Here is a 19,488-nt window from a genome sequence, read left to right as displayed (position 1 = left end):
AAGCGCGAAATCGTTCACCGCACCAGAGTGGCGCCGCCATCGAGGCGTATCTGCTGTCCGGTCATGAACCGCGACTCGTCGGCGAGTAGATAGACGGCGGCATAGGCGGATTCCCACACGGTGGCGCGGCCCATCTTGAGCTTGACGACCTCGTTGTACGCGTCCTCGACCTGATCGGGGTCAAAGCCGAACAGTGACTGGGAGTCGTGATTGCCCAGCACGGAGTCGATGGGACCCAACATCAATGTGTTGGCGCGGATCCCGGCTCCGGCGTACTGCACGGCGGTCAGCTCGGTGATCTGGTTCAGACCACACTTGCCCAGTGCGTAGGGCATGATGCCGATGTTCAGGCCGAGCTCGTTCTTCATGCTCGCGATCGACGAGATGTTGACGATACTTCCGGTGGTGTCACCGCTGTTCTTCTCCATGTACTGCGCGGCAAAGAGATTGCAGTAGTAGCAGCCGAGCATGTTGACGTTGATGCCGTAGTTGAAGTTCTCGACGGTCATGGTGTTCGACTCGAGGTCAAACGGCGGGTTCGTCGCCACGCTGTAGACCATGCCGTCGATACGACCGCTTGTCGTCATCGTGACGTCGAAGATGCGCTCGCAGTCCTCCTTCTTGGCGACATCCGCCTCGACGGCATAGGCCCGGCCGCCCTCCGCGGTGATCAGTTCAACCGTTTCCCTTGCGGCTGCGATGTTTCGGTCGACGGCCACCACCTCCGCGCCGTGACGCGCGGCCAGAATGGAGATGGCTCGCCCGTTGCCCATGCCCGGTCCGGGCTGCTGCCCCGCGCCCACCACGACGACGACCTTGCCGGACAGGTCGAACGCCCTGCGTTCCTTGTGCTGAAAGTCAATCGACACGGTGTTTCCCTTCAATGAGTGTGAGATGCCTCGTGGTCATGCGTTGTGGATGGCGCGCTCTGGACAACCGGCGATCGCCTCGTTCACCGAGGCTTCGAGGTTCGCGGGTATCTCGGATGTAGCGGCCTCGGCGTAGCCGCCGTCGGTGATGGTGAACACCGACGGACACAACGCGGCACAGACACCGTGGCCGCGGCACGAGTCGTCGTCGACGAAGACCCTCACTGCGTCGTGGCCTGAGGTTGGGCCGGGTCGACCGTGACATGGATATCGGTGAGCCCGCGCAGGATGTAGGTGGGCACGAAGCCGTAGTGCCGGTCGTCGACAGGGCCGTGCACGGCGTCGTTGATCCTGATCTCGGTGGTGCGCTCGAGAAGTCGCGCAATGATCACGCGGCCCTCGGCCCGCGCGAGCGGAGCGCCGATGCAGCTGTGCACTCCTCGTCCAAACCCGATGTGCCGACGCGCGTTTGGCCGATCGGGATCGAATGCGTCGGGGTTCTCGAAGTGCCGGGGGTCACGATTGGCGGCACCGTAGTGGACCATGAGGGTCGTCCCTGCGGGGACGTCGACACCGCCGATCGTTGTGGCGGCTCGGGCCAGCCTGAAGTCGCCCTTGATGGGACTCTCGAACCGCAGGGTCTCCTCGATGAAGTTCCCTATGCCCTCCGGGGCCCTGCGCAGCCGGCCCTGCAATTCGGTGTCCTCGGCCAGCAATTGGAGTGCCGTGGACAGCAGCCGGACCGTGGTCTCCTGGCCGGCCGAGAACAGATTGGCGGCGACGCGGACGACGTCGATGACCTCAGGAGTGGACCCATCCGGGAACGTGGCGAGCGCCATCTCCGTCATGACGTCGCCGCGGGGTGCCCTGCGCCGATCGTCGATGTAGTCGGTGAAGCGCCTGTAGAGGTACTCCAGCGGAGCGTGCTCCATGCTCGTGTCACCGTCGGTACTGCCCAGTGCCACATCGCCCGTGAGCTTCGCGGCGAGTTCTCCATGGTCTTCTTCGGGAACGCCCAGCAGGTCGGCGACGACGAGCAGGGCGAACGGGCTGCCCACTTGTCCGATGAACTCCCCGCCGCCTCCCGCCAGGAACGGGTCGAGCACCCGATCGGCGAGCCGCCACATGAACTCCTCGTTTTCCTTCAGTCGCTTCGGCGTGATCAGCCGCGAGAGCAGCGACCGATGCGCGGTGTGCTTGGGAGGATCGAACGACGGGAGTTGGTCACTGAAGGGCAGCTCGTCGCGATGCGCGTCGATCAGCGCGCTGACCTCAGCGCCGTCCAGACCCTCCAGGGGAACGGGGAAACCCGGCATGGGCCCCGTCGTCGAGTTGCACGAGGAGAACGTCTCAGGGTCCCCGACCACGGCCAGAACCTCGTCGTAGCCGGTGACGACCATGACTCCGTGTACGGGTTCGCGCAGAACCGGGCTCGTGTCCCGCATGCGTTTGAGCACCGGATACGGGTCCGCGATCAACGCGTCGTCGTGGAAGAAGTCGAGATCTGCCACCCGCCCCTCGGTGGGGCTCGTTGCCGTCTCCGGCGAGTCAACGGTCGTCATATGCGTTCCTCGGGCTGGGGGTTTCTACTGACCAATCGTACAGTTGTTACCTGACCAACCGTACAGGCCCAATCTGTACGGTTGGTCAGCTAGAGTGGGCGATGTCAGTCATCCCACAGAGAGGCACCCGTGTGAGCAGCCACTCGACGGAGGACGGCGGGCCGACCAGGCAGCGCCTCATCGACGTCGCGATCGAGTTGTTCAAACAGCACAGCGTCGCCGGCACGTCGTTGCAGATGATCTCCGACGAACTCGGCCTGACGAAGTCCGCGATCTACCACCACTTCCGCACACGCGACGAGCTTCTCAGCGCCGTGATGGAACCGGTCGTCTCCGAGGTGAGCGCGCTCGTCGACGCTGCCGAGCGCCACCGCGGTGCCCGCGCACGCGCCGACCACATGCTCACCGGCTACGCCGCGCTCGCCGCAACGAATCGTGAGCTGCTCCCACTGCTCACCGGCGACCCCGGCGTCGTCGCGCTGTTGCGAACGCGGGCCGAATGGGCGGCGGTCGTCAAACGTCAGATGGCCCTGCTCGCCGGTGTCGAACCCGGCCTGGGCGGCCAGGTGAAGGCCGCGCTCGTCATGTCGGGAATCGCCTCAGCCGCGGGCGCCGACTACGGCGACGTGGACGACGCAGCACTTCGCGACCAACTGATCGCGGCCGGTCGGCGCACGCTCGGATTGCGCGCCAGTCGCGACTGATCCCGTGCCGTAAGCACCGGGTCGGGCTACCGTCGAACCGGTGACGGAGTCGCGATCGCGTCTGACCCGGCTCTGCGCCGTTGGAACTGTCTTGGTCACTCTCGCCGCGGTCCCGTCGTGTGGACAGTCCGCGCCTCCACCGCCGGCCACCGGCACGCCGGCCACCAGCGCACAGGCCACCGGCGCACCGACAAGGTCCGCGCCGGCAGCCACCGCGGCCGTCGTCGCTCCTGCGGCTGATTTCGCGCCTGTCGCCCAGCTCATCAACGACGCGATCACGGTGCATCGGCTGCCCGGCGCGGTCGTCCAGATCGGGCACGCGGGCAAGATCGTCTTCCGCCAGGCTTTCGGCTCGCGCAAGCTCGACGGCGAGCCCGGGCTGAACGGGTCGCCCGCCCCCGCTGAGCCGATGACCGAGGACACGATCTTCGACCTGGCCTCAATGACGAAGGTCATTGCGACGACGACGGCCATCATGGCTCTGTACGAGCAGGGCAAGGTCGACTTCGACGAACGTGTGCAGACCTACCTGCCGGAGTTCAACCCCACCAACGATCCCCGGCGCGCCGCGGTGACGCTACGCATGCTGCTCACCCACACCTCCGGCATAGCGGGAGATCTGAGCCTGGACGGTCCGTGGGGACTGGTCCAGGCCGACAAGGCCGAGGGCCTTCACCGTGCACTCGGCGCATGGGTGGTGTTCGCTCCCGGAGAGCTCTTTCACTACTCCGACATCAACTTCATTCTGGTTGGCGCGATCATCGAGAAGTTCACCGGCGAGCCTTTGGACGAATACGTGCAGGACAACGTCTTTGCGCCCCTTGGCATGTCAGACACTCACTATCTTCCTGCAGCCAAAGCATGTGGCCCACATCAGATCCGCGGAAACGCGCTCGCACTCGGTGCGAACCTGCCGTGGATGGGCGAGTGCCCGGAGGGCACGTGGAGCACCGCTCTCCTGGCGCGCGTCGCACCGACGGCGCTGGACGAGGACACTCCGGGCATCAACCCCGACTACGGCAACCCGCTCCGCGGTACCGTGCACGACCCGACGGCACGCCGCATGGGTGGGGCGACCGGTAGTGCCGGGGTGTTCTCGACGGTCAACGATGTCGGCCTGTTCGCGCAAGCCCTCCTCGATCGCCTCGCCGACCGCCCGAGCGCGTTTCCGCTGAGGCAGTCGACCGTGGCGCTGATGACGACTCCGCAACAGCCCGGACACACCGAGGAACAACTCGTCGCAGCCAACAACGCCACAGATCCCCTGCTCGCGCCGAACTATCCGGCCATCGGCGGACAAGACCTCCGCGGATTCGGCTGGGACATCGACACCCCCCACTCCCGACCGCGCGGACTGGTCTTTCCCATCGGTAGCTTCGGCCACACCGGCTTCACCGGAACAACGCTGTGGATGGACCCCGGGTCAAACACCTACGTCGTGGTCCTCGCCAACGTCATCCATCAGCGCGGCGGTCCACCGATCGCAAAGCTGAGCGGCGACGTCGCCACCGCAGCAGCCCGAGCGCTGGGGTTGTATGGCCACTAGCTCGGCCTTGGCCTTTCAGCCGCCGGTCGTGTCGATGCCGCCCAGGGCTTAGCGGATGGTTCCCGCTCCTGGAATCAACGGCAGATCCAGCGCGGTGACCCACCCTGGCTTGAGCGCGTTGACCGCGGGCACCGCGTTCAACGCACGCAGGCCGGTGGCCAGGCAGCCGGCGGTGGCGGCGTCGCGGCCGCTGCCGTCAGTGAACCGGAACGCGGTCTCCTGGGTGATTGATGGCGAGCCCTCGATCTCGACCCGGTACACGTCGTTGTCGTTGCCTGCGGGCCAGTGCGGTGCGGCGTCGAGACCGATGCGGTTGACGTGCTCGAGCTGGATCCTGTTCTCCCCGCGGTACACACCGTTGATGGTGAACCTGATCGCCGCGACGTTCCCCGGTTCGATCACACCCTTGGCACTGTTCCTGGGCACGTCGGTGACCCATTTCTCCCACGTGGTGGTGATCTCGTCGAGCTCGATGCCCACCGCGCTGGCGATCATCGGAACAGTTGCACCCCACGCCATTACGAGGATCTCGGGGATCTCCAGCATCGCCTTGAACTCCGGCGGCCGCCCGATTCCCATCTCCTCCTCGTAATCACCCGCGTAATCGGTGTAATCGAGAAGCTCGCTGGCGCGCACCGATTTCACCTCGCCGCACAGTCCCATCAGCGTCATCGGGAACAGATCGTTGGCGAAGCCCGGGTCGATGCCGGTGGTGAAGCACGACGCCCCGCCCGCCTCGCAGGCGGCCTCGATCGGTTCCGTCCATGCGGCGGGGTTCTGGCTCATCGCGGGCCACACCCACGGCGTCATCGCCGTCGAACAGACATCGATGCCTGCCCTCAGGAAGCCGCCGATCACCCGGATGTTCTCGTCCGCGTGGCCTGCAGTGGGCCCGTAGTGCACCACTGCGTCCGGCCGCAACGCGATGAGGGCCTCGAGGTCGTCGGTGGCCGTGATCCCAGTGGGTTCGATGCCGCAGATCTCACCGGCGTCGAGCCCGACCTTGTCGGGATTGCTGACCCCGACGCCCACCAGTTCGAACATGGGGTGCGGCATGATCTCGGCAATCACCATCTTGCCGACGACGCCGGTGCCCCATACAACAATTCGCTTGCTCATCGTGATAGCTCCCCTGCGTTGACCTGTAGGTGTTGTCCGGTGACTGCCTTGGAAAGGTCGGAGAGGAAGAACGCCACCGTGTCCGCGACCTCTCCGTCTTCTGCCATCCGCCGCAACGGGAAGCCTCCGGCGATGCCGTCGAGCACCTCCTCGGGGGATACGCCGTCCGTCTGCGCCTTGTAGTCGACGTACATCTGGACCGGCGGGCCCCACATCCAGGACGGCACAACCATGTTGACGCGAATGTTGTCGGCGCCGAGTTCGTCGGCCAGGTAATAGGTCGCGGTCAGCAGCGCACCCTTCGTCGACGCGTAGCCGGCCTGAGACAGCGATGGCTTGAACATCGACTGCGAGCCGATGAACACCACAGAGCCGCCGCCCGCCGCCTTCAGATGCCGGTGCAACGCGCGCACCACGTTGTATGCGCCGAGCACGTTGGTGTCGTGGGCCTTACGCCAGTCATCGGGTTTCATGTCGTGCAGTCCGCCCCAGGCGTTCTCGAACGCGGCGACCTGCACCAGCCCATGGACCTCCCCGAATCGGCTTGCCGCGGCGTCCGCGAGTTCCTCACACGAGGCCGGGTCGGTGATGTCGGTGGGCACCACGGCAACGCGTTGGCCGTCCGGGTCGAGTTCAGCGGCGATCGACTTCAGCTTGTCGTGGCTACGCGCGGCAAGAACCACCCGTGCGCCCTGCCTGAGCGCACTGGTCGCACATTCCCGGCCGAGGCCGTCGCCGACGCCCGTCACCACGATCGTCTTGTTCTCGAGAATCACGGCATGAGTCTGACATGTTTGACAGCTTGAGTTCAAGCAGTAAAGTTGATTCAAATGAGTGCGAACGCAGCCAAGCGAGTGCCGTGGTCAGGATCGACGCCTGCGACGGCCGAGGATTCTCGCGAGCGCATCCTCGCCGCCGCGGTGCGATGTGTGGAAACCGTTGGTGCACAACGGGCAAGCACTGTGCTGATCGCACGGACGGCCGGAGTTTCACGACCGACGCTGTACGCCTATTTCGCAAACCGCGACGAACTGGTCGAGCTGGCCTCGCAACAGGCCATCCGCCGAGTGGTTAGCCGCATGCAGGATCATTGTCGCGACTATGCGAGCGCGAGCGAGCGCGCAGTCGAGGCGTTGATCTACGCCATCTACGACCTGCGCCACGAGCCCGCGATGGACACGCACTTCGCGATCGAAGACGTGATCCGCGGGCCGCTGAGCCGCGACGAACTCTGGTTTGCCCGCCAGGCATTGGAACCCGTCGCCGAACTGTCACCGACAGTGCACGCGACGATGGACGACGCCGCCGAGCTCTACAGCCGCATGCTGATCTCACTGCTCATTCGAGAGCCCATGGAAGCGCGCACCAGGGAACAGGACAGAGCGTTTCTGCATCGTTGGTGGCCGCGTGCGCTCGGCGTCGACGCGCCCTAGCTGATCCGTCGTTTCATGTCGACGCGGGCAGCACGACGCTCACGCGCCGCGCCCCGCCTCTGCCTCATCTGCTCGCGTCAGGCCGGCAAGGCCTATGAGGTCCTCATGGAGCTCGAACCACACCGTGTGGTAGCTGTCGACGATGGGCTTCGAGACGAAGCCGTGCTCGCCGGCCGCCACCCGGTCCGCGGCCTTAACGAGTCGTGTTCTGTAGTGCCCCAGTCGCGGTGCCACATCAGCGATCTGGTCGAGTAGCGGAAGTACCCGCTGATGTAGGGCCTGCAGGCGATCGAGCACGGCACCGTCGTACTCACCGTCGGTGTGGTCGTTGGGCTGGTCAGGGCCGCGCATCTGCCAGTCGGTGATGACTTCCCTCAGTTCGAGGTTGTGCTCGGTGAATGTGCCGTAGATCTGCTCCACGGCCGCCGTGTCGACTATGCGATGCTCCGCTGCAACGAGATTCGTGCACCGCGCGCGCCCGGCCGGTGTGATCCGGAAACCCCTGGGCGTCGCCGCTATCAGTTCACGGGACACGTACTCATCCAGCCGCCTGCCGACGTCGGCGGCATCTGCATCCAGGCTGAGGGCGATGGTGTCGGGAGAGACCCGCCCCTTCATTGCGACGAGGCGCAGGATCGTCAGTTCGTCGATCATCTCAATCTCCGCTCAACTGATCGACGGTTCGTGTCCGCTCCAGAAGCAACAGCAGTACCGGCAGAGGATGCTCCGCCGCCAGCGCACCGCCGCCCGATGCCAGCGCCGCCGTCAACGCTGACCGATCGTGGTGGTCCACCACCGGTAGGCCGGCGGCCTCCGGGATGCCAACCTTGTGCACCCGAATCGGACTTCGCTCTCGCGCCCAGTCCAGGAGCGCCGCCATGTCCGGGTCCTCGTCCTCCGACGGCTGGGTGAGCGACAGCCGCCCCGCGTACACCTTGCCGGTCGCCCCGTCCACGGTGACATCGGTGTTCGCGAGCCCCCGAAACGCGCCCTTGCCGCAGCCCACCACACACGGGGTGTGCAGTTCACGACTCACGACCGCGGCATGCGATGTGGCTCCGCCCTGTTCGGTGATCACGGCGCGGGCCGCGATCATTCCGCCCACGTCGTCGGGGCTTGTGGTCTCGCGGGCCAGCACGACATCCTCGCCATCGTCGAAGGCGTCCTCGGCCGACTCGCCATCGGTGACCACACGGCCCACTCCGACGCCTGGGCAGGCCGGCAGTCCGGCGGCCACCACCGTGGCATGGGCGAGCGCCGACGGCTCGATGACCGGTGTGAGCAGGGTGTCGAGCTGGGCGGGCGTGACGCGGGCCAGCGCCGCGTCGATGTCGATCAACCCCTCCCGCTGCAGCGCCACCGCGATGGCGACCGCCGCCTGGGCCGACCGCTTCGCCGCTCGGGTCTGCAACAGGTAGAGCTTGCCGGCCTCGACGGTGAACTCGATGTCCTGGACATCGGCGCCGTCCCTCTCCAGCCAGGTCGCCGCCTCGAGAAGTTGACGGTGAATTGGGGGATGCCTCTCGGCGAGCGCGGACAGGGGCAGCGGATCGCACTTGCCGCTCACCACGTCCTCGCCTTGACCACGGGGCAGCCACTCGCCGAATGGCGCGTTCTCTCCGGTCAGCGGGTTGCGGCTGAACAGCACACCCGTGCCCGAATCGTCGTCGAGGTTGCCGAACACCATGGCTTGAACGGTGACCGAGGTGCCCGCCATCGTGCCCTCGAGCCCGTGATGACGTCGGTAGGACACCGCGCGCGGTGAGTTCCAGGACTCGAACACCGCGGTGACCGCGGAGCGCAGCTGCACGAACGGATCGACGGGAACCTGCCCGTCGTCCGGGTTCACGACCTGCCGGAACAGGTCCTGAAATCGCCTATGAGTGTTCTCGGCGAACGGCGCGCCGCACCGGTCGGCGAGGATCCGTTCGACCTCGCCATTGATGCCGAGGTTCAGCACCGTGTCCATCATCCCGGGCATGCTTGCCGGGGCGCCGCTGCGGACCGCCACCAGAAGTGGAATGGGTCCGCGGCCGAAAGTGCGATTGGACTCGGCCTCCAACCAGGAGATGCCGTCACGAATCTGCGGCCACAGTCGGGCCATCAGGTCATCGCGTGCCTCGAAGTACTGCTTGCACGCGTCGACCGTCACGGTGAACGCTGGCGGCGTCGGGAGTCCCGCGGCGCGGATCCTGGACAGACCGTATGCCTTCCCGCCCACCAATGTGCTGGAGAGGATGCGACTGCCGTCGAGACGGACGACAAGCTGCCCCTGCTCGACCCGGCCGTCCTCTGCCCGGCCGTCGGCGACCGAACCCCCTAGGGCGGACGACGGAGAACTCACTACGACTCCTCATGCCAACGTGATGTCACCAAAAACTAGCCAGGTCAGTGATGAACCTGCCAAGTGGTCTACCTCCCGACAGTAGAAGAGTGTGATGGAACACCGAGCCACATCCCACCGGCACAGCTCCGCAACCACCACCGCACTTGCCCGCCTCTGAGCGACAAAACGCGTGCTGTCGGTCAGGCGTGCCACGTTGGGTCCATGACTGACCCGGTACGACTGCGCGGCATCGAACTGCGCTACGCGCTGACCCTGTACCTGTTCCAACACGGACGGTGCACGGTCAAGGAGCTGATCGACGGACTCACGTGGCAGGGCTTCGAGTTCAGCGGAAGACCGTCGAAGGCGGTGTCGGACGCGCTGCGGTGGGAGACGAAGATCGGGCGCATCTACCGGCGCGGACGTGGCCTCTACGGGCCGGCATCGATGCCCCGCTCGACCGAGTACCGCATTCACCGGCGGGTGCTTTCGCTGCGGGAGAGGGCAAGCGAGGCCCGTTGTCGCTCAGAGGCGGGCAAGGCCGGTATCGGTTCTGACGGGCTCGCGGGCCTCTAAGCCTGCAGAACCCCGACCACCCACACCACCGTTGCCAGCAGTGCGCCGGTCAGCTCGACACCCACCGACAGCACAACACCCTTGATCGCGTGCACCGTCGAGGCCCACGCCCTGCGTTGATCGCGCCGCTTGGCCAGCTCCGCCAGATAGATGCCCAGGACGAACCCCAGCACCAGGCCTAGCACGGGCACCACGAAGAACCCGATAATGCCGAGAACGCCTCCCGCGACCAGGCTCCACGTGCCCACGTCGGCGTTCCGCATCCGCCGCGCCGGCCACAGGTACTTCGCCAGCAGCGTGGCACCGAGGATCACGGCCACCACCGCCAACGTCACCCACGCCGCGGTCGTCTGCTCCACGAACGCCCACACCGCGATCGCCGCGAACACCAGCAGCGTGCCGGGCAGGAACGGGATGACGACGCCCACGATGCCGATCGCGATGGCAACCGCCACGAGGGTCAGTCCGAGGGCGTCCATCACCAGAGCTTAGGGGCTCAGCGCGTCGACCTGCCGGGCCAAGTCAACGAAGTCGTCGGCGACCAAGTCGAACTCGCCGTCCTGCACCTTCGGTGGCCTGCGCCCAGGCCCACGTTCAAGCGGCCGCGCGACATAAGCCGTCATCAGACCCGCGTCGCGGGCAGCCCGCAGGTCGCTGGGGTGCGCGGCGACCAGGGCGAGTTCACTCGGCGCGACGTCGAGCAGATCCGCACAGCCGAGATACGCCTCTGGGTCTGGCTTGTAGTGGTGGAACAGCTCGGCGGAGATCACGCAGTCCCACGGCAGGCCCGCGCGCTTAGCCATGTTCGTCAGCAGCGATACGTTCCCGTTCGACAGCGTCGTGATGGTCGCCGATCGCTTGAGGAGCGTCAGGCCCGCAACCGAGTCCGGCCAGGGATCGAGCCGGTGCCACGCACGGTTGAGTTCGTCGACCTCTGGTTCGGGAATCGAGTCGATCCCGGCGCGTTCGAGCAGGTCATCCAGGATCAGCCTGTGCAGTGCGTCGATCTTCAACCACGGCAGATCGCCGGTGCGCACGCGGTCCATCGCGGTCGGGTAACCGGCGCGCCAGTCATCGGCGAACTGGACCCAGTCCTGTTCCAGCCCATGACTTTCGCCAAAACTGGTGAGTTCTCGGATGACACTGGTTCGCCAGTCGACCACGGTGCCGAAGACGTCGAACGCCAACGCCCGCGGACGCCGCATCATTGACTGTTCCTCATCACGGCTCGAGCACTAGCTTTCCCCGAATCTCACCCGCCGCAAGAGCCTCCACGGCAGCACGCCCCTCCGACAACGGGAAGCGCACAGGTGGCGGCGGCCGCAGTCCCCCAGCGACCAGCCGATTCACGCCCTCGCCGATCTCGGCTCGCGCGCCGGGCGTGCGATTCACGAACTCGCCAAGCCCCACACCAACGACCGAGACGTTGCGCAGCAGCAGTCGGTTCACCTTGACGGTGGGAATCCCGCCGCCGGAGGCGAATCCGATGACCAGTAGCCGTCCCTCGGTCGCCAACACCCGGATCGCATCGTCGAAGGCATCGCCGCCGACCGGATCGACCACCACGTCGACACCTCGGCCGTCGGTGTGATCGCGAACAGCCTGCGCCCAACCGTCAGTCAGCGGCAGCACGACGTCTGCGCCCAGCGACTCGACGAACTCGTTGGCGCCGGTACGGTGCACCATCGCAATCACCTTGGCGCCCATGGCCTTCGCGATCTGAATGGCCGCGGTTCCGACGCCGCCCGCCGACCCGAGAACCAGCACGGTCTCACCGGCTCGCAACGCGGCCCGGCGCTCAAGCGCGAAGTACATCGTGTAGTAGTTGCCGAGCAGCGCCGTGGCCGAGGCGTCGTCGATACCGTCGGGCGTGGGGATGACGGCGTCCGGGGACACCGCCACCGCCTCGGCCCAGCCGCCGAGCATCGACAGCGCCGAGACCCTTTGGCCCGGGGTCACACCCGAGCCTGCGGGTGCAGACCGCACCACACCCGCGATCTCGGTGCCCGGCACGAACGGGGGGTTCAGCTTCAGCTGGTACTCACCCTTGATCAACAGCAGATCGGGGAAGCAGACGCCGGCCGCACCGACGTCGACGATCACCGCGGAGTCACCCGCGATGTCATCGACGTCGGTGTAGATCAGGCCAGATGGCCCTGACAGCTCTTGCGCAACAAGGGCTTTCACTCATTCAGCCGAGCTTGAAGGCGGCCTGCTGCGCTGCGGACAGGTCGGTGATCTCGCCCCACTTGGCGGCCACGTCATCGATGGACGGCACGCCGTCGGAGAACGTGACGCCCGCGTTCTGGAACAGCGCGGTCCGCTGCACCTTGCCGCCACCGACGATGAAGACGGCATCGGTGTCGGGCACCTCCTCGGTGCACAGGTAGGCCACCACTGGCGCCACGTACTCGGGCGTCAGCTTGTCGAAGACCTCCTTGGGGAGGATGTCCTCGGTCATGCGGGTCGCGGCGATCGGGGCGACGGCGTTGGCCTTGATGTTGTACTTGGCGCCCTCCTGGGCCAGCGTGTTGATCAGACCGACGAGCCCAAGCTTCGCGGCGCCGTAGTTGGCCTGACCGAAGTTGCCGAACAGGCCGCTGGTCGAGGTCGCGACGACGATGCGGCCGAAGCTCTGCTCGCGAAAGTGCGGCCATGCGGCGCGCAGCACGTTGTAACCGCCGTACAGGTGCACCTTGAGAACGGCATCCCAGTTCTCGAACGTCATCTTGTGGAACGTGCCATCGCGCAGAATGCCGGCATTGCTGACCACACCGTGGACCGCACCGAACTCGTCGATCGCGGTCTTGATGATGTTCTCGGCGCCCTCTGCTTCGGCGACGCTGTCATAGTTGGCCACGGCGCGGCCGCCGGCCTCCTTGATCTCGGTGACGACCTGGTCGGCCATGTTGTGGCCGGCGCCGCTGCCGTCGCGGCTGCCGCCGAGATCGTTGACGACAACACAAGCCCCCTCGCGGGCCAGGGTCAGGGCGTACTCGCGGCCCAACCCTCCCCCGGCTCCGGTGACGACGATAACGCGATCCTGCACTCCGGGCATGAAGTTCCTCTCTGTCAATGATGGGCGAGTCGGCCGAACTAGAACAGCTTTCGGGCCAGCTTCCACGCCTTATCTGTATACGGCGGGTAGATCATCGCGGTTAAGTCGGGTCGGGTTGGCTTGGTCAGCACCGACTTGCGGTGACTGAACTCCTCGAAGCCGAACCTGCCGTGATAGGCACCCATACCCGACGGGCCGACACCGCCGAACGGCAGTTTGGTGGTGGAGAACTGGAACAGCAGGTGGTTGACCAGCATGCCGCCGGCCGACACCTCCTTGATGACCCGCTCACGCACGCTCTTGGCCTTGGTGAACAGGTACGCGGCCAGCGGTTTGGGCCGCGAGTTCACGAAATCGATTGCCTCGTCCAGGGATTTGACCGTGACGATCGGCAGAATCGGTCCGAATATCTCGTCGCGCATCAACGGCTCGTCCAGATCCGGGTCGACGACCACCGTGGGCTGGATCTTCATCGCGGCAGCGTCGGATCCACCGCCGACCGCGACCTTTCCCTTGGTGGCGGCCAGTGAGGCGACCAGCCGATCGAAGTGCCGCTGGTTCACGATGCGCTTACCGGACGGGTCGCCGGCCTCGAACTTCTCAACCGCGTCGCGGATCTTGTCGACGAGCTGGTCACGGATCGAGGCGTCGGCCAGGACGTAGTCGGGCGCGATGCAGATCTGCCCGGAGTTGATCAGCTTGGTCCACGCGATGCGCTTGGCTGCGACGTCGATATCGGCATCGGCGGCCACGATCACCGGGCTCTTGCCGCCCAGCTCGAGGGTGACGGGGGTCAGGTGCGCGGCCGCGCTCTCGTAGACCTTCCGGCCGATCTCGGTGCCACCGGTGAAGCACAACTTGTCGAAGCCCTGTGCGATGAGTTCCTGGCTGACCGCGCCGTCGCCCTCGACCACGGCGATCGCATCGCGGTCCATGTACTTCGGCACCAGCTCGGCCATCAGCGCCGACGACGCCGGTGATACCTCAGAGGGCTTGAGCACCACCGCATTTCCGGCGGCGATCGCACCAATCGCGGGCCCCAGCGTCAGCGCGAACGGGAAGTTCCAGGCGCCGATGACGAGCACCGTGCCGAACGGCTCGTACTCGATCCAAGCGCGGCCCGGCAGCTGCGCCTTCTCCAGCAGCCGGTGCTTGCGCTTGGCCCACTTGCCGACATTCTTGGCGGCGTCGGCCGCCTCACCGGCAGTGCTGGCGATGTCGGCGAGCCACGCCTCGAACGGCTTGCGACCGAGGTCTTGGGCGAGCGCGTCGGCGATGGCGGACTCGTTCTCGGTGACGAGTCGCTCGAGGGCGCGCAACTGCTGCTTGCGCCATTCGATGTCCCGGGTACGGCCGGTGGCGAACGTCTTGCGGACCCGGGCGACGACGCCGGGGATATCGAATGTCGTCGCTGCCGAGCTGGTTGACGCGGTGACGTCGGTGGATTCTGTGGTCATGAACGTCCCTTCCGGACCTGACGAGAACCCGATCCTAACCAACCACCCGGTTGGGCAACAGGGCGTCGCCAGCCGTTGGGCTAGAGACGGTGCACCTAGAGGCGGGTACCCACCACGAACTCGGAGTAGGAGTCCTCGTCGGTCTGGTCGGTCAGCACCCAGCGCCCGAGGCGTCGCATCTCGCTGTCGGAGGCGACGCTGGCCGCGGTCCAGCCATGCTCACCCAGCCACGTGGCGACGTTGGCCCGGGCGGGGTCGTTGTACATCAGTTCCTGCACGTCGAGCGCATCGGCCATCGCGAATTTCGTGGCGATGCCCTGGAAGCGCTCCCGCATCCGGGCACGACGCTCCTCGGAGTGCACGCCGACCGTCTCGGCGGCCACCCGACTGCCGGGTGCGCTCAACTCGGTGATCCGATCGAAGAGCCCGTCCTGGGCGTCGGCGGGCAGGTACATCAGGAGCCCCTCGGCCAGCCAGGCCGTCGGCGCGGACGCGTCGAAGCCGGCCTCGCGCAGTGCGGTGGGCCAGTCGAAACGCAGGTCGACCGGCACCTCGCGCAGGTCGGCGGTGGGCTTGACCCCGTTCTCGTCCAGCGTCTGCGCCTTGTAGGCCAGCACCTTGGGCTGGTCGATCTCGAAGACGACGGTGCCCGCGGGCCAGTTCAGGCGGTACGCCCTCGAGTCCAGACCCGAGGCGAGGATCACGACCTGGCGGATACCGGCCTCTGCGGCCTTGGTGAAGTAGTCGTCGAAGAAGTGCGTCCGAACCGCCTGGTAGTTGCCCATGTGCTCGAAGATCGTGGCGACCTCGACATCGGCCTCAGCGACCTTGGCCACAAACGAGTCATCGAGCATGTACTCCCACAGGCCGGTTCCGGCGCCGGCCACCAGCATCTTGGCGTACGGGTCGCGGATCAGCGGGGCGTCGCGCTCAGTCTCGCCAGCGCGGGCGGCCGCGACCATGACCGCGGTCGAGCCGACGCTCGTGGCGATATCCCAGGTGTCGTCGTGACTGCGCAGTGAACTCATGGTGTCAATCCCTGGGGTCAAAGCGGCGTCGCGCGCCGCCGCGGAGGCGAAGGAACAATCGTTCACGATGCTACCGAAAAGCTTAGGTTAGCTAGTCGCTACCGTGCCGACGCCCGACGCCTGGTTGCCAAGACGCGTCGCCAGCGGCCGTCACCGACGGAGCCGAGTTACTCCGACAAAGTCCAGAGCTTGTTCGCCAGGAGGAGCTCCAATTTCTCCACGATCACGCCCAACTCGTCATGACTACCGACATAACCGGCGTAGAAGCCCATCCCCCACATCACCGCGACCAGCATCTCGACCAGAGTGGACACGTCGGTGTCCGTGGTGAGTTCACCCCGGGTGATGGCGTCCGTGACCGCCCAGCTGACGAACGCCCGGGAGGCCTTGAGCGAGTTGTGCTCATCGCGGCTCAGCTCGGGGTGGCGCTGCGACTCCAATACCGACGTCACCAGGAACGCCGCAGACGACCGGTCGCGCGAATCCGCCTGCATCGCAGCCGAGAAGAACGCCGTCAGCCGCTTCAGCAGTGACGTCTCGACCTCCGCCTTAGCCATGCCCGCGGCAACGACCATTTCGTTTGTCTTCTCCACTACTTCGCGATACAAGACACGCTTGCTGGCGAAGTAATGATTGATCGCTGGTCGGGTCAGATCGGCGCGGATCGCGATTGCCTGGAAGGTCGCGGCATCGTAGCCGAGTTCGCTGAAAACCTCCCGAGCGGCTCGCACGATGCGCTCTCTCGTCTCAGCCGCCTTCGCTGCGGGCGGACGTCCTGGACCCCGTGTTGCGGTATACGGCACAGTCAAATTGTGCCACACGCCGCGTCGGCGTCCGACCCCAAATCATTGCCGAACTATTTCGTCTTTCCCGCCAGCAAACTGTGAACGACGAATAACGCGGCGTTTCGCAGCCACGGACGACCATTTGCCGATCATGAAACGGGATCGCCGACGGGACCGCGCGTGGCCGACTACCTCCCAATGCGAACTATGGTGCTCGCATGGGGGGAACCATGTCACGAGAGTCATACCTGGAGACAGGCCTGGACGTGCTGTCCGATCGGGGATACGGCGGCTTGAAGCTCGCCGAGGTGTGCAACCGCCTCGGCGTCACGACCGGCTCCTTCTATCACTACTTCAGCAGTTGGTCGGCCTACGGCCAGGAACTGATCGCGCACTGGGCGCACAACCGCACGACAGGCCTCGCCGCGGTCATCGATGCCGAACCCGACCCGAGGCGCCGCGTCGACGTGCTGGTCAAGGAGGCGCTCGTGCTGTCTCACGGCGCTGAGGCGGCGATCCGGGTCTGGGGTTCCATCGATCCAGCGGTGTCCAAGCTGCAGTCCGAGGTGGACCAGCAGCGTTTCGACGTCCTGGCCGATGCCGCCGTTGAGATCCTGCAGAACGACCACCAGGCACAGGTGTTCGCGACAGCTGCCCTGTATCTCCTGATCGGCTGCGAGCAGTCCACCCTGCCGAGGGTTCCCGCCGACCTCAAGTGGATCGCCGAGCAGTTACTCAACATGCTGGACACCGGCGCCTTCAGCACCGTGACCGACGTGAACTGACTTCTGCGGGCGCGGCGGTGGCCGCCACGGGTCTACCATCCGGGGCATGCTGAACCCGGCAGGTGTGCGGCACCGGGTTCAGCGGCGGCTCGCCGAGCGAGATCCCGAGCGCGACGCGCTGCGTCGTGCAGTCCGCGCCGCGATCGTCGTACCCATCGTGGCCGCCCTCGCGTTCCTCATCGGAAGCGGCTCGCAGACACCGATGTTCGCCATCTTCGGTTCTGTCGCACTTCTCGTCATCGTCGACTTCCCGGGGAACCGGCCTGCGCGAGCAGTGGCCTACGGCGGCCTCGGCTTCAACGGCGCCGTCCTCATCACGATCGGCTCGCTGGTGGCGCCGATCCCGTGGCTCGCGGTGACGCTGATGTTCGTGCTCGGAGTGGCGGTGACGTTCTCCGGCGTGCTGTCCGAGATCGTGGCCGCCGGCCAGCGCTCGACGCTGCTGACGTTCGTGCTGCCGGTGTGCACGCCGCCCGGGCCCATCCCCGACCGGCTGCTCGGGTGGGCCATCGCGTTGGCGGTCGGGGTGCCCGCCGCGCTGTTCCTGTTCCCGCCGCGCCATCACGACGACCTGCGCAGGCACGCCGCCGAGGTGTGCCGGACGCTGGCGGATCGCCTCGACGGTGACGCCACAGACGAACAGCTGTCGGCGGCGATGGGAGCGCTGCGCGCCAACTTCCTCGGCGCGGACTTCCGCCCCGTCGGCTTGACCGCGGGCAGTCGCGCGCTGGTCCGCGTCGTCGACGACCTGCAGTGGCTGTCCGACCGCGTCACCGACACCAGCGGCGAGCTGTTGGCGCAGATGCGCGCCCCGGTGGTGCGGGTGCTGCGCGACTCGGCGCTGGTGCTCACGACGTCGCCGTCGGCGGGTCGCGACGTCTACCGCGCCGACCTCGGGGCCGCCCTTGGCGAGCAGAAGGCCGTCGCGCAGAGCCGCTACCGCGACGACATCGTCGAGATCCTCGGCGAGGACAACAACGCAACCGCCATCGCAGTGGGCCGAAAGCTGCTGACACGGCGCACGATATCGGCGGCCGTCGGCGCGACGGGACGGACCATCGGCGTCGCCGCGGCGGCCGACGCCAGGCCGGTGTGGGCACGCGTGCTGGGACGTCGGCTCCCCCACTCCGGTGCGAGCGACCGAGTGATGGGGGAGTCCGAGGCGCTGGCGTATCTGACCACCGGCTTCGTCGCCACCCGCGCGGTGGTGGTGCGCAACAGCGTCCGCACCGGACTCGGACTGGCGATCGCGGTCGCCATCACGCATGTGTTCCCCGTCGAGCACGGCTTCTGGGTGGTGCTCGGCGCGATGTCGGTGCTGCGCAGCAGCGCGTTGACGACGGGCACGCGGGTGGTCCGCGCGGTGATCGGTACCGGGCTCGGCTTCCTACTGGGGGTGGTGTTCATCGAGTTGATGGGCGTCGAGCCGGCGGTGATGTGGGTGATGCTGCCGATCGTGGCGTTCGGCTCGGCCTACGTGCCGGAGGTCGCGTCGTTCATCGCCGGCCAGGCGATGTTCACGATGATGGTGCTGATCATCTTCAACCTCATCGTCCCGACAGGGTGGAGCGTCGGTCTGATCCGCGTCGAGGACGTGGCGGTCGGCGCACTCGTCGGGGTGGTGGTGTCGGTGCTGCTGTGGCCGCGCGGTGCGACGGCGGCGGTCGCGCGGGCGGTGGAGGCGGCGCGCGCCGTCGGCGGCACCTACCTGGCCGCGGCAGTGCACCGCGTCACCCGCGGCGCCTCGGAGGCCGCCAACGACCGCGTCTTCGCGCTGGGCTCGGCCGCGATGTCGGCGTCGCGGACGCTCGATGACGCCGTGCGCCAGTACCTCTCGGAGAGCGGCGGCTCCACCGACCGGCGCGCACCGGTGATCCGGTCGGCCAACCGGGCGATCAGGCTGCGCAACGCCGCGGAGCTCATCGCCGACGTGGTGCCGCCGCCGCTGACGGCCTACCCGAAGGTCCGCGACATCCTCGAGGCCCACACCGGCGCGGTGTGTGAGCGCCTCGCCGGGACACCCGTGCGGGAGTACGCGCCGATCAGCGACGACTTCGTCCTGGCGCTGCGCGCCGAGGCGACCGATGACGCACTGTCGGTGTCGGCGGCGCTACCCCTGGTCACCGTCGCGGCGATTCTCGGCGAACTCGAGCTGCTCTACCCCGAGCCCGACCCCGACCCCACCCGCCGCGATTTCGGCGCGGTTAGGAGCGGTGGCCGCTCCTAACCGCGCCGAAGTC

General features: G+C 66.7%; 20 protein-coding genes. 6 read left to right on the top strand and 14 right to left on the bottom strand.

From position 1 onward, the window contains the following. Positions 1-14: 14 nt before the first annotated feature. From ABIA65_RS04225 to ABIA65_RS04215, 3 genes are read right to left on the bottom strand one after another with little or no spacing between them, the layout of a single operon-like run. Positions 15-869: an SDR family NAD(P)-dependent oxidoreductase gene (locus tag ABIA65_RS04225; protein ID WP_241402170.1), complete on the bottom strand. Its 855-nt coding sequence runs from the start codon at positions 867-869 to the stop codon at positions 15-17. 36 nt (positions 870-905) lie between these two features. Next, positions 906-1,094: a ferredoxin gene (locus tag ABIA65_RS04220; RefSeq protein ID WP_354522734.1), complete on the bottom strand. Its 189-nt coding sequence runs from the start codon at positions 1,092-1,094 to the stop codon at positions 906-908. Continuing rightward, the gene (locus ABIA65_RS04215) at positions 1,091-2,431 is read right to left on the bottom strand and encodes a cytochrome P450 (protein ID WP_354522733.1); all 1,341 of its coding nucleotides are present in this window, start codon (positions 2,429-2,431) and stop codon (positions 1,091-1,093) included. Before ABIA65_RS04215 ends, ABIA65_RS04220 begins: the two co-directional genes overlap by 4 nt. 131 nt (positions 2,432-2,562) lie before the next feature. Between ABIA65_RS04215 and ABIA65_RS04210 the strand changes: the two genes are divergently transcribed. Continuing rightward, positions 2,563-3,135 carry a TetR/AcrR family transcriptional regulator gene (locus ABIA65_RS04210; RefSeq protein ID WP_354522732.1) on the top strand — a complete coding sequence of 191 codons (573 nt, stop codon included), beginning with the start codon at positions 2,563-2,565 and terminating at the stop codon, positions 3,133-3,135. 40 nt (positions 3,136-3,175) lie between these two features. Then, complete coding sequence (locus tag ABIA65_RS04205; protein ID WP_354522731.1) at positions 3,176-4,681, top strand: serine hydrolase domain-containing protein; 1,506 nt, start codon at positions 3,176-3,178, stop codon at positions 4,679-4,681. Between the two features lie 48 nt (positions 4,682-4,729). Here ABIA65_RS04205 and ABIA65_RS04200 read toward each other — a convergent pair whose 3' ends face one another. Both ABIA65_RS04200 and ABIA65_RS04195 read right to left on the bottom strand, forming a co-directional pair. Beyond that, positions 4,730-5,800, bottom strand: a complete 1,071-nt coding sequence (locus tag ABIA65_RS04200; RefSeq protein WP_241402175.1) for an NAD(P)H-dependent amine dehydrogenase family protein — start codon at positions 5,798-5,800, stop codon at positions 4,730-4,732. After that, entirely contained in the window at positions 5,797-6,576 is a 780-nt protein-coding gene (locus tag ABIA65_RS04195; protein WP_241402176.1) for an SDR family oxidoreductase, read from the bottom strand. The genes ABIA65_RS04200 and ABIA65_RS04195 overlap by 4 nt, the downstream gene beginning before the upstream one ends. A gap of 54 nt (positions 6,577-6,630) precedes the next feature. On the opposite strand from ABIA65_RS04195, the gene ABIA65_RS04190 reads away from it, so the two are divergent. Continuing rightward, complete coding sequence (locus ABIA65_RS04190) at positions 6,631-7,233, top strand: TetR/AcrR family transcriptional regulator (protein WP_354522729.1); 603 nt, start codon at positions 6,631-6,633, stop codon at positions 7,231-7,233. A 39-nt stretch (positions 7,234-7,272) separates the two neighbouring features. On the opposite strand, the gene ABIA65_RS04185 is transcribed toward ABIA65_RS04190, so the two are convergent. Continuing rightward, complete coding sequence (locus tag ABIA65_RS04185) at positions 7,273-7,887, bottom strand: hypothetical protein (protein WP_354522728.1); 615 nt, start codon at positions 7,885-7,887, stop codon at positions 7,273-7,275. A 1-nt stretch (position 7,888) separates the two neighbouring features. Beyond that, entirely contained in the window at positions 7,889-9,577 is a 1,689-nt protein-coding gene (locus ABIA65_RS04180) for a pyruvate, phosphate dikinase (protein ID WP_354522727.1), read from the bottom strand. 204 nt (positions 9,578-9,781) lie between these two features. Here ABIA65_RS04180 and ABIA65_RS04175 point away from each other — a divergent pair, with 204 nt between their 5' ends. Further along, positions 9,782-10,135 (top strand): hypothetical protein, encoded by a 354-nt coding sequence (locus tag ABIA65_RS04175; RefSeq protein WP_354522726.1) that lies wholly within the window; start codon positions 9,782-9,784, stop codon positions 10,133-10,135. Here the strand turns inward: ABIA65_RS04175 and ABIA65_RS04170 are convergent. The 7 genes from ABIA65_RS04170 to ABIA65_RS04140 all read right to left on the bottom strand — a co-directional run bounded on the left by ABIA65_RS04170 (position 10,132) and on the right by ABIA65_RS04140 (position 16,481). Next, a complete protein-coding gene (locus ABIA65_RS04170; RefSeq protein ID WP_354522725.1) occupies positions 10,132-10,614 on the bottom strand; it encodes a DUF456 domain-containing protein in 483 nt (160 codons plus the stop codon). The genes ABIA65_RS04175 and ABIA65_RS04170 overlap by 4 nt on opposite strands. A 9-nt stretch (positions 10,615-10,623) precedes the next feature. Further along, positions 10,624-11,343, bottom strand: coding sequence for a haloacid dehalogenase type II (locus ABIA65_RS04165; protein WP_502919511.1), 720 nt, complete (start codon positions 11,341-11,343; stop codon positions 10,624-10,626). A gap of 13 nt (positions 11,344-11,356) precedes the next feature. After that, complete coding sequence (locus tag ABIA65_RS04160; RefSeq protein ID WP_241402182.1) at positions 11,357-12,322, bottom strand: NADPH:quinone oxidoreductase family protein; 966 nt, start codon at positions 12,320-12,322, stop codon at positions 11,357-11,359. A 4-nt stretch (positions 12,323-12,326) separates the two neighbouring features. Then, positions 12,327-13,193 (bottom strand): SDR family oxidoreductase, encoded by an 867-nt coding sequence (locus ABIA65_RS04155; RefSeq protein ID WP_241402183.1) that lies wholly within the window; start codon positions 13,191-13,193, stop codon positions 12,327-12,329. Positions 13,194-13,231: 38 nt separating this feature from the next. After that, entirely contained in the window at positions 13,232-14,650 is a 1,419-nt protein-coding gene (locus ABIA65_RS04150) for an aldehyde dehydrogenase family protein (protein ID WP_241402184.1), read from the bottom strand. A 95-nt stretch (positions 14,651-14,745) separates the two neighbouring features. Beyond that, on the bottom strand, positions 14,746-15,678 hold the full coding sequence (locus ABIA65_RS04145; RefSeq protein ID WP_241402185.1) for a class I SAM-dependent methyltransferase: 933 nt from the start codon (positions 15,676-15,678) through the stop codon (positions 14,746-14,748). 167 nt (positions 15,679-15,845) lie between these two features. Further along, positions 15,846-16,481, bottom strand: coding sequence for a TetR/AcrR family transcriptional regulator (locus tag ABIA65_RS04140; RefSeq protein WP_241402186.1), 636 nt, complete (start codon positions 16,479-16,481; stop codon positions 15,846-15,848). A gap of 200 nt (positions 16,482-16,681) precedes the next feature. Here ABIA65_RS04140 and ABIA65_RS04135 point away from each other — a divergent pair, with 200 nt between their 5' ends. Next, positions 16,682-17,248, top strand: a complete 567-nt coding sequence (locus tag ABIA65_RS04135) for a TetR/AcrR family transcriptional regulator (protein WP_241402187.1) — start codon at positions 16,682-16,684, stop codon at positions 17,246-17,248. 46 nt (positions 17,249-17,294) lie between these two features. After that, positions 17,295-19,475, top strand: coding sequence for an FUSC family protein (locus ABIA65_RS04130; protein WP_354522723.1), 2,181 nt, complete (start codon positions 17,295-17,297; stop codon positions 19,473-19,475). The last annotated feature ends 13 nt before the right edge of the window (positions 19,476-19,488 follow it).

Origin of the sequence: Mycolicibacterium sp. 624, from assembly GCF_040548615.1 — a bacterium.
GTDB lineage: Bacteria > Actinomycetota > Actinomycetes > Mycobacteriales > Mycobacteriaceae > Mycobacterium.
This window is presented reverse-complemented; position numbering and strand designations above follow the sequence as displayed.

Coding starts and splice junctions, on each gene's coding strand:
- ABIA65_RS04215 (WP_354522733.1), bottom strand. CDS start 2,431: ATGACGACCGTTGACTCGCCGGAGACGGCAACGAGCCCCACCGAGGGG.
- ABIA65_RS04200 (WP_241402175.1), bottom strand. CDS start 5,800: ATGAGCAAGCGAATTGTTGTATGGGGCACCGGCGTCGTCGGCAAGATG.
- ABIA65_RS04190 (WP_354522729.1), top strand. CDS start 6,631: ATGAGTGCGAACGCAGCCAAGCGAGTGCCGTGGTCAGGATCGACGCCT.
- ABIA65_RS04185 (WP_354522728.1), bottom strand. CDS start 7,887: ATGATCGACGAACTGACGATCCTGCGCCTCGTCGCAATGAAGGGGCGG.
- ABIA65_RS04175 (WP_354522726.1), top strand. CDS start 9,782: ATGACTGACCCGGTACGACTGCGCGGCATCGAACTGCGCTACGCGCTG.
- ABIA65_RS04170 (WP_354522725.1), bottom strand. CDS start 10,614: ATGGACGCCCTCGGACTGACCCTCGTGGCGGTTGCCATCGCGATCGGC.
- ABIA65_RS04165 (WP_502919511.1), bottom strand. CDS start 11,343: ATGATGCGGCGTCCGCGGGCGTTGGCGTTCGACGTCTTCGGCACCGTG.
- ABIA65_RS04155 (WP_241402183.1), bottom strand. CDS start 13,193: ATGCCCGGAGTGCAGGATCGCGTTATCGTCGTCACCGGAGCCGGGGGA.
- ABIA65_RS04150 (WP_241402184.1), bottom strand. CDS start 14,650: ATGACCACAGAATCCACCGACGTCACCGCGTCAACCAGCTCGGCAGCG.
- ABIA65_RS04145 (WP_241402185.1), bottom strand. CDS start 15,678: ATGAGTTCACTGCGCAGTCACGACGACACCTGGGATATCGCCACGAGC.
- ABIA65_RS04135 (WP_241402187.1), top strand. CDS start 16,682: ATGGGGGGAACCATGTCACGAGAGTCATACCTGGAGACAGGCCTGGAC.
- ABIA65_RS04130 (WP_354522723.1), top strand. CDS start 17,295: ATGCTGAACCCGGCAGGTGTGCGGCACCGGGTTCAGCGGCGGCTCGCC.